The organism is Bombilactobacillus sp. ESL1197 (assembly GCF_058107145.1).
In genome coordinates, this window is record NZ_JBYLTY010000004.1 from 243,002 (window position 1) to 254,247 (window position 11,246).

10 protein-coding genes, 1 CRISPR repeat array, 1 riboswitch and 1 other annotated feature (1 of these 13 cut by a window edge) are annotated in these 11,246 nt (G+C 37.3%); all 10 genes read left to right on the forward strand.

Annotation, left to right across the window (positions count from 1 at the left end; all coding sequences use genetic code 11):
• Positions 1–24: 24 nt before the first annotated feature.
• Positions 25–780: a triose-phosphate isomerase gene (gene tpiA, locus AC3B6B_RS08870; protein ID WP_489758288.1), complete on the forward strand. Its 756-nt coding sequence runs from the start codon at positions 25–27 to the stop codon at positions 778–780.
• A 70-nt stretch (positions 781–850) separates the two neighbouring features.
• Positions 851–2,146 (forward strand): phosphopyruvate hydratase, encoded by a 1,296-nt coding sequence (gene eno, locus AC3B6B_RS08875; RefSeq protein ID WP_489758289.1) that lies wholly within the window; start codon positions 851–853, stop codon positions 2,144–2,146.
• A 111-nt stretch (positions 2,147–2,257) separates the two neighbouring features.
• A CRISPR array of direct repeats spans positions 2,258–3,481; the repeat unit is 36 nt; unit sequence GTTTTTCTATTGCTAAATCTTTAAGGGTACAAAAAC.
• A gap of 123 nt (positions 3,482–3,604) precedes the next feature.
• Positions 3,605–3,706, forward strand: a riboswitch (TPP riboswitch).
• Between the two features lie 102 nt (positions 3,707–3,808).
• Positions 3,809–4,603: a hydroxyethylthiazole kinase gene (thiM, locus tag AC3B6B_RS08880; RefSeq protein WP_489758290.1), complete on the forward strand. Its 795-nt coding sequence runs from the start codon at positions 3,809–3,811 to the stop codon at positions 4,601–4,603.
• Between the two features lies 1 nt (position 4,604).
• On the forward strand, positions 4,605–5,429 hold the full coding sequence (thiD, locus tag AC3B6B_RS08885; RefSeq protein ID WP_489758291.1) for a bifunctional hydroxymethylpyrimidine kinase/phosphomethylpyrimidine kinase: 825 nt from the start codon (positions 4,605–4,607) through the stop codon (positions 5,427–5,429).
• A complete protein-coding gene (gene thiE / locus AC3B6B_RS08890) occupies positions 5,422–6,066 on the forward strand; it encodes a thiamine phosphate synthase (protein WP_489758292.1) in 645 nt (214 codons plus the stop codon). The genes thiD and thiE overlap by 8 nt, the downstream gene beginning before the upstream one ends.
• Positions 6,067–6,356: 290 nt before the next feature.
• Entirely contained in the window at positions 6,357–6,593 is a 237-nt protein-coding gene (gene secG, locus AC3B6B_RS08895) for a preprotein translocase subunit SecG (protein WP_489758293.1), read from the forward strand.
• 58 nt (positions 6,594–6,651) lie between these two features.
• Complete coding sequence (locus tag AC3B6B_RS08900) at positions 6,652–7,395, forward strand: alpha/beta hydrolase (protein ID WP_489758294.1); 744 nt, start codon at positions 6,652–6,654, stop codon at positions 7,393–7,395.
• 13 nt (positions 7,396–7,408) lie between these two features.
• A complete protein-coding gene (rnr, locus tag AC3B6B_RS08905; protein WP_489758295.1) occupies positions 7,409–9,733 on the forward strand; it encodes a ribonuclease R in 2,325 nt (774 codons plus the stop codon).
• A 14-nt stretch (positions 9,734–9,747) separates the two neighbouring features.
• Positions 9,748–10,221 carry an SsrA-binding protein SmpB gene (gene smpB, locus AC3B6B_RS08910; protein WP_489758296.1) on the forward strand — a complete coding sequence of 158 codons (474 nt, stop codon included), beginning with the start codon at positions 9,748–9,750 and terminating at the stop codon, positions 10,219–10,221.
• 38 nt (positions 10,222–10,259) lie between these two features.
• Entirely contained in the window at positions 10,260–10,808 is a 549-nt protein-coding gene (locus AC3B6B_RS08915) for a TetR/AcrR family transcriptional regulator (RefSeq protein ID WP_489758297.1), read from the forward strand.
• Positions 10,809–11,163: 355 nt separating this feature from the next.
• Positions 11,164–11,246, forward strand: a binding site (T-box leader) (it continues 194 nt past the right edge of the window).

Consider the following 11,246-nt stretch of genomic DNA (forward strand, 5'->3'; position numbering starts at 1 on the left):
TTAAAATTAAGGGAGAATTTAGTTATGCGGACACCAATTATCGCGGGTAACTGGAAAATGAATAATGCTCCAGCAGATACCACGAAGTTTGTTAATGCAGTTAAGGATCAATTACCTGATTCTAGTAAAGTTGAATCAGTCATTGCTGCTCCTGCTGTTGATTTACCAGCTTTATTAGCAGCTGCTAAAGGTAGTAATTTAAAGACTGCTGCTGAAAATTGTTACTTTGAAAATTCCGGTGCTTTCACCGGTGAAACTAGTCCTCAAGTTTTGGCTGAAATGGGCATTGATTATGTTATTATTGGTCATTCTGAACGTCGGGATTATTTCCATGAAACTGATGCAGAAATTAATAAGAAAGCACACGCAATCTTTGCTAACAAGATGTTACCAATCATTTGCTGTGGTGAAACTTTAGAAACTCGTGAAGCTGGTCAAGCAGAAGAATGGGTTAAAAACCAGGTTACAGCTGCGTTGAAAGATTTATCAGCACAACAAGTATCCCAATTAGTGATTGCTTATGAACCAATCTGGGCGATTGGCACGGGTAAGACGGCTACTTCTGATCAAGCTCAAGAAATTTGTCACGTTATTCGCCAAACTGTTGCTGATTTATATGATGAAACAACAGCTGAAAACGTCCGGATTCAATATGGTGGTTCAGTAAAGCCTGCTAACGTGAAAGAATTAATGGCTAAACCTGATATTGATGGTGGTTTAGTTGGTGGCGCCAGCTTAGATCCAGAATCTTATTTACAATTAGTTAATTATCAAGATTAAGCAGTTTAATTAATTTAGTTTAAATGTTAAAATTAAGTGTGTTGATCATTTAACAAAAGGAGAATATTAAATGTCTGTTATTACTGATGTTTTAGCTCGTGAAATTTTAGATTCACGTGGCAACCCAACTGTTGAAGTTGAAATGTATACTGAATTAGGTGGCTTTGGTCGCGCTAGTGTTCCTTCTGGTGCTTCTACCGGTGAACACGAAGCTGTTGAATTACGTGATGGCGACAAGTCCCGTTTTATGGGCAAGGGCGTTTTGAAAGCTGTTAAAAATGTTAACGACGTAATTGCCAAAGAAGTTATTGGTATGGACGTTACTGATCAACGCGCTATTGATCAAAAAATGATTGAATTAGATGGTACTCCAAACAAGGGTAAGTTAGGTGCTAATGCTATTTTAGGTGTTTCTTTAGCTGCTGCTCATGCTGCTGCTGATGAATTAGGTTTACCTTTGTACGAATATTTAGGTGGACCAAATGGCCATGTTTTGCCAACACCAATGATGAATGTTATTAATGGTGGTAAGCATGCTAACAACAATGTTGACTTCCAAGAATTCATGATTATGCCTGTTGGTGCTAAGAGCATCCATGAAGCTATTCGGATGGGTTCTGAAACTTTCCATAACTTAGCTTCTATTTTAAAGGAACGTGGCGACTCTACAGCTGTTGGTGATGAAGGTGGTTTTGCACCAAACAACATGAAGAACAATGAGGAACCATTCCAAGTTTTAGTTGAAGCTATTGAACGCGCTGGTTACAAGCCTGGTGAAGATATTGCCATTGCTTTTGACTGTGCTTCATCTGAATACTACAATACCGAAACTGGTAAGTATGATATGAAGGGTGACGGCAAGTCTTATACGGCTGAAGAAATTGCTGACTTGTTATCAGACTTAGTTGACAAGTACCCAATCGTTTCCATTGAAGATCCTTTGGATGAAAACAACTGGGAAGATTGGCAAATGTTGACCAAGAAGTTGGGCGACAAAGTCCAAATCGTTGGTGATGACTTATTTGTAACCAATACCGATTACTTGAAGAAGGGTATTGATATGGGTGTTGCTAACTCTATCTTAATCAAGGTTAACCAAATTGGTACTTTGACCGAAACCTTTGAAGCAATCGAAATGGCTAAAGAAGCTGGCTACACAGCGATTGTTTCTCACCGTTCTGGTGAAACTGAAGATACCACGATTGCTGACTTAGTTGTTGCTACAAATGCGGGTCAAATCAAGACTGGTTCTATGAGCCGGACAGATCGGATTGCTAAATACAATCAATTAATGCGGATTGAAGAACAATTAGGTTCCGCTGCTGAATATAAAGGTGCTAAGAGTTTCTACAGCATCAACAAATAATCAGTAAAAAATAAAAGCAGTGTTGGTGCGTTCACGTACCGGCACTGTTTTTTTGTATAAAAAAACTTAATTTTCAACTTACCGTCGAAAATTAAGCTACATAATCATACAATTTTTCTATTGCTAAATCTTTAAGGGTACAAAAACACTTTTGGCTTCATTGAATTTATATTACAAGTTTTTCTATTGCTAAATCTTTAAGGGTACAAAAACACTTTTGGCTTCATTGAATTTATATTACAAGTTTTTCTATTGCTAAATCTTTAAGGGTACAAAAACTTGCTTGTGTGATATGGGCTAGTGGTCTGAGTTTTTCTATTGCTAAATCTTTAAGGGTACAAAAACACAGGAAGGAGAGGCGATTACATTTAGTGAGTTTTTCTATTGCTAAATCTTTAAGGGTACAAAAACTTTTGCATTTTTAATTCTCCTCAGGTTCATGTTTTTCTATTGCTAAATCTTTAAGGGTACAAAAACCAAACCTCCACGTCCATATAACTATCTTCTGTTTTTCTATTGCTAAATCTTTAAGGGTACAAAAACTTGACTTAACCGAGTCAAAGGCCCCTTGACGTTTTTCTATTGCTAAATCTTTAAGGGTACAAAAACACTTTTAAGCGTCATATTTTGCAATGCTAAGTTTTTCTATTGCTAAATCTTTAAGGGTACAAAAACCCAGTAGGGGTTGCCGGCTGATTGTCTGAAGTTTTTCTATTGCTAAATCTTTAAGGGTACAAAAACACCCAAAACTCACATCCGTTTATAATTTATGTTTTTCTATTGCTAAATCTTTAAGGGTACAAAAACGCACACGCTGTATAGCTCAATTTGTAATGTGTTTTTCTATTGCTAAATCTTTAAGGGTACAAAAACAAAATTCGGACGGCAAAGGCTGCCATTAGAGTTTTTCTATTGCTAAATCTTTAAGGGTACAAAAACCTAGTAAGGCTGGAATAGCAAATTCTACTAGTTTTTCTATTGCTAAATCTTTAAGGGTACAAAAACACCCAACCAAATAGTGAACCCACAACAAAAGTTTTTCTATTGCTAAATCTTTAAGGGTACAAAAACCGAAATATCAGTCTGAAATAAAGCCGACTAGTTTTTCTATTGCTAAATCTTTAAGGGTACAAAAACGGATAACTTGCCACCCATCCAGCACTACTAGTTTTTCTATTGCTAAATCTTTAAGGGTACAAAAACCCTTGCTGGCGTAATCAGTGTTAAAGCCGTGTTTTTCTATTGCTAAATCTTTAAGGGTACAAAAACGGCAACGCTGGTGCAACCATAGGAAGTTCTGTTTTTCTATTGCTAAATCTTTAAGGGTACAAAAACCTCAAATTTGCTCTGAGATTTTAGATACCCTGTATTTGAATTATAACATAGCAAGTAAAAGATCTTTAATACAATTTTATCTTGCGAAAATTTATTATTTTGATTATAATGAAAACGTTAAAAAATATAAGCAAGGGGTGCCAATTTGGGCTGAGACAGATTTTTAATCTGAACTCTTTGAACCTGTAAGTTAGAACTTGCGTAGGGATGTGCTATTAAAATTAAGACTATTGATTAATAGGCGTCTCAATTGAGGCGTCTTTTTTAATTGCATTTTTACGAGAGCAATTAATTTAGAAGTTCTGTGCATATTAGGAGGAATTTTAGATGAAGTTATCATTGTTAGATGATTTACGTAAACAGAATCCGGTTGTATTGAACATTTCTAATTTCGTGACTGTTCAAGATGTGGCCAATGGTTTGAATGCATTGGGAGCATCACCAATTATGTCAGAGGAAATTGCAGAAACCAAAGAAATGGTGGGAATCAGTAATGCTGTTTCTTTGAATTTAGGTGCTTTTACTCAAGAACAAATTGAACACTTAAAGACGATGGGCCAAGCGGCTAACGCTGCTCAAAAGCCCGTTATTTTGGATCCAGTGGCAGTCGGTGCTATTAATTATCGTAAGCAAGTCGCTTTAAAGTTGTTACAAGATTTTCAGGTATCGGTTATTCGAGGTAATGCTGGGGAGATTGCAGCCTTGGCAGATTTTGATTGGCAAGCTAAAGGGATTGATGCAGGTGCTGGAACTGGCGATGTGATTGAAATTGCCAAAACTGCTGCACAAAAGTTTCATTGTGTTGTTTTGATGAGTGGTGCAACGGACTATATTACCGATGGTCAGCAGGTAGTGGCTGTACACAATGGTACGCCACTATTTGCGGCCCATGTTGGCTCGGGAGATATGTTGACTAGTATCGTTGGCGCTTTTTGTGCAATTAGTTCAGATAATTATTTTGAAGCAGCACAAACGGCGGCATTAGTTTTTGCAGCAATTGGTGAATTAGCAGTCGGTAATCAAAAAGTTGGTCCCGGTAGCTTTACTGTAAATTTATTAGATCAATTAGCTTGGGCGACAACTGATCAAATTAATTCAATCGCTCAATATGAGGAATTATAATATGATTGAAAAAATTAATTCTTTTCCACAAACATTAACGATTGCTGGAACAGATTCTGGTGGTGGTGCTGGGATGATGGCTGATTTTAAAACGATGCAAGCATGCCATGTTTTTGCCACAGGTGTCGTAGTGGCTGTCACAGCTCAAAATACTTTAGGCGTACAACAATCGTTTATGTTGCCTGAAGAAATGGTCAATGCCCAGTTTGCTTCGTTGGCCGCGGATTTTCAAATTCGTGCTTGTAAAACAGGGATGTTAGGTGACGCTAACCATGTAGAATATGTTGTGAATAATTTAAAAAAATATGATTTTGGGCCGTTGATTGTTGATCCGGTCATGATTGCTAAAGGTGGAGCTGCCTTATTGACTGATGATGCGATTGAGGTTGTTAAGCAACAGTTATTACCGTTAGCAACAGTAGCTACACCTAATTTGCTGGAAGCGCAACGGCTAGTTGGACATGAAATCAAAACTTCAGCTGATTTTCAACAGGCCGCTTTAGAAATTCAGGCTATGGGCACCAAAAATGTGCTGATTAAAGGCGGTCATGCTCAAGGTGATGCAGTGCGGGATTATTGGTTATTTCAAGATGGAACGGATTTGTGGTTAAGTGCCCCCCGTATTGCAACCAAGCGAACTCACGGAACCGGTGATACTTTATCATCATGTTTATGTGCCGAGTTAGCAAAACAAAGACCGCTCAAACAAGCAGCAAAAATTGCTAAAGACTTTACGCAAACTGCAATTAAGAATACTATTCAAGTCGGTCATGGACATGGTCCGCTGAATCACTGGGCGTATCAGGAGGAAAAACAAAATGACTAATTTTCAAGCAAGTATTTTAAAAGCATATTTTATTTGTGGAACGCAAGATCTTTTGCCTACTAAAACTTTACCTGAAGTAGTCGAACAAGCTTTAAAATCTGGCATTACTGCATATCAATTTCGCGATAAAGGTCCGCAAGCTATTAGTGATAAGCAACAACGTTTGTTAATGGCTCAACAATTGCGTCAACTATGTAGTCAATATCAAGTCCCCTTCATCGTTGACGATGATGTTGAATTGGCACAAGAAGTTCAAGCTGACGGTATTCATGTCGGTCAAAGTGATGAAAGAATTCAACAGGTTATCAAAGAAGTTGGTGGTCAGATGATTGTGGGACTATCTTGTTCGAATGAACAAGAAATAACATTGGCTAATCAAATTCAGGGAATTGATTACTACGGCTGTGGTCCAGTATTTGCTACAAACTCTAAGGCTGATGCTTCACCCGTGATCGGAATAAAAGGCTTAATTCAATTGAATCAACTGGCGCAACGACCGATTGTCGCCATTGGCGGCATTGCGGCAGATAATGTACGGGAAGTAGCTCAAACTGGAGTGGCAGGTAGCTCTGTTATTTCAATGATTGCTCAAAGTCAAGATATTGCAGCAAGTGTGCAATTATTAAAGGCAAATTAGCGTAAAAATCAACCATAGTAATTACTGATAATTTGACGGATAACAACCAATCAATTATGTAAGGGACAGTAATGAAAAAGATTTTTTGAGAATCTGGAAGAAATTGACTAAAAGTTGATTATGCCAAAGCAAATGCTTGTTTCCAATTAATCATTGGATAGGTATTTGCTTTTTTATTTGGTAATTATTTAAAAATAATTGACGAATGAATTAGGCTAGTTAGGTTGCAACTAGTAAATGCTAAATCTTTATGTTATGCTATCAGTAGTGCCATAACGGAGGTTATAAACGTGTACAGTTTACTAACAAATATTTTAGTTATTGATTCTATTTTGATTGTTATTGCCGTTATGATGCAACCACAAAAACAGCAAGACGCGTTGAATGCTTTATCTGGCGGAGCAGGTGATTTGTTTAACACGCAGAAGAAACGTGGCTTTGAAGCATTTATGGAAAAAGTTACGACAATCTTAGCAATTATTTTCTTTGTTTGTGCGCTTGCATTGGCTTTTATGTCATCAAAATAAACTTAAATCCTCCTGTTTTTACAGTGGGATTTTTTTATTGAGTTTGCGAGGTGTAAAGATGAAGCGAGTTCCTCCCAAAACGTTGTTTGTTGATCAAGGTGAACGAACGGTTATTTTTTTACATTCATATACAGGTAGTCCCAATGATTTTTTGTCATTGACTCGGGTTTTAGCCAAACAAAATATCAGTTCTTACTTACCGCTATTTACAGGTCATGGAACTTTAAATGCGGTCGATATTTTACAACAAGGTAATCCAACAGCTTGGTGGGCGGATACTAAAGCTGCCATTGATTTTGTCCGTCAAACAAAGCGAGGTCCTATTAGTATTGTTGGGTTATCATTGGGGAGTTTGTTTGCCCTGAAGGCGTTAGCAACGATGCCAGATTTAAAAAGTGGTGCGGTGTTAGGTTGTCCGATTTTTAATAATGATTTAACTAATGTCTCAGCTGGATTTTATCAATATGAAACCTATTTAGAACAACAACAAGAATTAAGCGTTGGCCAAAGAGCCATGCGCAAACGCCAAGTGGAACAATTACTACCGCAGGCGTTGGCAGGAATTAAGCAAACTGCTTTGACAGTCCGCCAACAATTAGACAAAATTAAGCAGCCTTTATTTATTGGTCATGGTCAAAAGGACCAAATGGTTGATATTCAGTCAGCCAAACGTTTAGCAGCTGTTTTGCCACCAAAACAAGTAGTGACACACTTTTATCAAAACGCCGGCCATGTCATTACAGTTAATCAAGCACGGCCCCAGTTAGAACAAGATTTAGAAAACTTTTTATTGGTAAATTAGGAGTAAAAATTGAATGGCTTTAGAAAAAAATAAATTAATTTCAGATGTTTTAGAAGTGTTTCGCAATTATCCGGATCGTAAATATACTGCTCAAGATATAGTAGATTTATTGAGATTACACGGTTCTGAATCTTATAATCACGTTTTAAAAGCGTTAGCTGTGTTAGAGGGTGAAGATAAGATCACTGCTCATGATCGTAACCAATTTAAGATGACACCCATTGATCAAAAAGTTAGTGGGACTTTTCGGGCTAATGACCGCGGCTTTGGTTTTGTTCGGTATGACGATGAAGAACCAGATATCTTTATTGCGCGAACCAATACCTTGAATGCGATCAATGATGACGAAGTTGAAGTCCAGATTTTAAAACCTGCTAATCCTTGGGGAGATAATGGAGCTGAAGGCAAGATTACTCAGATTTTAGATCACGGCCTGAAACAAATCGTTGGTGAATTTATGCCTTATAGCGATGTGCAAGTTAAAAAGACCGGGTTAGTCGGTTATGTCAAGAGTCATGAAAAAAAGATGGCCAATAATCCGGTTTTCATCAAACAAACGGGAATCACGCCCCAAATGGGCGACATGGTACAAGTAGAGATTACTAATTATCCAAGTGCCGACTTTCCACGCAGTATGGCAGGCATTGCACTGAAAACTTTGGGTAATAAAAATGCTCCCGGTGTCGATGAATTGTCCATTGTTTATCAAAATGATGTGAAAGATGAATTTCCAGAAGCAGTTTTGGCAGCTGCTCAACAAGTTCCAGATCACCTAACCGAAGCGGATTGGCAAGGTCGAGTAGATAATACTGAGCAAGTAACTGTAACGATTGATGGCGATGATTCGAAAGACTTTGACGATGCCGTCACTTTATGGAAATTGGAAAATGGCAATTTTCATTTAGGAGTACACATTGCTGATGTAACCCATTATGTTAAGCCCGGCAGTCCTTTAGATCAAGAAGCTTACGAACGTGGGACAAGTACGTATCTCGTCGATCGGGTTATTCCAATGCTGCCATTTCGTTTGTCGAATGGTATTTGCTCTTTAAATCCGGGTGAAGATCGTTGTGTTTTGACCTGTGACATGGAGATTAATCCGCAGGGAGAAATTATCAATCATAAAATTTATCCTAGTGTTATTCGCTCACATGCGCGTTTGACGTACAATAATGTGAATAAAATTTTAAATGGGGATGCTCAAATCCGCGCCCAATATGCCGATTTGGTACCAATGCTGGAAGAAATGGCGCAATTACATGAGATTTTATTTGCTATGCGACATCAGCGTGGGGCAATTGATTTTGAAGAAACAGAAGCCAAAATCATCGTTGATGATCAGGGACATCCTACAGATATTAAACTACTGGAACGTGGTACAGCGGAAAAAATGATTGAATCCTTTATGCTGGCAGCCAACGAAACAGTTGCAGAACATTTTAATAAGTTACACGTTCCGTTTTTGTATCGGGTGCATGAACAACCGGATCCGGAAAAGGTAAAGAATTTCTTTGAAATTGCTAGTTCGTTTGGTTTATCAGTTCCGGGTGATGCTAAGCATGTTACCCCCAAGATGTTTCAAACCGTTTTAGAAAAAGTAGCTGGTAAACCCCAAGAAGCAGTAATTACCACGATGTTATTACGGAGTTTACAACAAGCTAAGTATTCTCCGGATCCATTAGGCCACTTTGGCTTAGCGGCCACTTATTATACGCATTTTACGTCCCCAATTAGACGTTATCCTGATCTAATGGTACACCGGATGATTCATAGTTATGCTGACGAGGGTACCAGCGAAGATATTCAAAACCAATGGGCAGAACAATTACCAGAGGTTGGTGTTCACACTTCAGCTTGTGAGCGAAAATCGATTGATGTAGAACGAGCAGTTGATGATTTGAAAAAAGCTGAGTTTATGGCTGATAAAGTGGGACAAGAATTTGAAGGTGTCATTAGTGGTGTTACCAGTTTTGGCATGTTTGTTAGCTTAGAAAATACGGTAGAAGGTTTGATTCATATTTCTAATATGCTAGATGATTATTATGAATATAATGAAAAAGCCTTATCCATGATTGGCAAACGCACCCATAAAGTGTACACAATGGGTGATAGTATCAAGGTAAAATTGATTCGTGCAGATGCTCAGCAACGCCAAGTGGACTTTGAGCCAGTGCTAAGTCCAGAGGAACAAGAACGGGCCGATGCAGAAAAAAAACGCCGTGAACAGGAACATCAAAAATTCTTGCAACGGCATAAAAATTCAGGACGACGTTCTCAAAAAAATACTAAACAGCGCTCGGGCAAATACGAACGAAATAATCAAAAGTCCCGTCATTAGGGGGATTGATAGTTATGAAGAAGCATCATCAAAAAGCAGCGAATGAAGTTGCTAACAACAAAAAAGCGCGTCATGATTATAATATTTTATCCACGTATGAAGCTGGGATTGCTCTAACAGGTACCGAAATTAAGTCAGTGCGCGCTAGTCGGGTTAATTTACGGGATGGATTTGTGCAATTTCGACGAGGAGAATTGTGGTTAGCTAATGTTCATATCAGTACTTATGACCAAGGTAACCAGTTTAATCATGATCCCTTACGCGATCGTAAATTATTACTACACAAAAAAGAAATTAAAAAAATTAGTGGTGAATTGTCTAAAAAGGGAATTACAGTAGTTCCACTAAAAATGTATCTCAAACACGGTTTCGCTAAAGTTTTAATTGGTGTGGCTGAAGGTAAAAAACAATACGATAAACGAGAAACTATTAAACGCCGTGATCAAGATCGAGAAATGCGGCGCAATTTAAAAAATGTTTTACGATAAAAGATGATATATAAATAAATTTATTCGAGGAGTTAATGATGAAACGTGCAGTAACCATTCATTATTTAATCCAGCATTTGGAAGAATTGCTCAAAGCAAAAGCGACTAATGTTTTGACCGTTAGTGACTTAACTAATAATTTGTCGATTAGTCGCAGTACTTTTTATCGTTATTTTCCGAATGGAACTGCTTCTATTTACCAATCACTGATTCAAGAGCACTTGGCAAAATTGCAGCAGCGAACTTTTAGTGATTGGCATCAACTGGTGAGTTACTGCGTATTTTATTTAAATAATCATCAAACAAGTTGTCGTTTAATTTATCGGGTGCTGTGCCAGCAAAATTTATTAAATTGGTTTTATCATGAAATTTTAAATTTTTTAAATACGTATTCGACGGATAATTTAGCTATTTTGGAAGTTTTACAAAATAATTGGGATGAATTAGAGTTAATAACTAGCGCAATTTTTCACCAATTAAATAGCTGGTTGGAAACAGATTTTCAAATTGAAGTAACTATGGTGTTAAAAAGGTTAGATGTGGTCGGCTATCTGTTAACATGTCAAGCCATTAATGAAGCAATGTGATCTAAATGTATCAAAGTAAGGCGTTTAGGGTAAATTGTTTCTTTTTTTATCATTTATTCTTTTGTATATTATATTTATATCATGATATAAATAAAAAAATCAGGAGGAATGGATTTTTAAAGAATTCAATTTAAAATAGAGTTTGGACGAAAGTTTCGGTCAATTAGAAAAAACGAATAACCTCTGAGAGGAAGATGGGAATTTTTTCTAGCCAGAACTTCTAACAACAATAAGAGGCAGACACCAGCTTGGTAAAGTTTTGGAGAAAACCTACTTGTTGGTCCAAACTCTATTTTTTTGGAATTGGGTACTTGACATTTAATTTTTAGGATTTATAATTTCACTATATGTTAATATTTTTTAATCTAAAAGATGAGTAAATTAGATTATTCTTACAGAGAGACATTGGTAGGTGTGAAATGTTAGGTAATCTAGTTG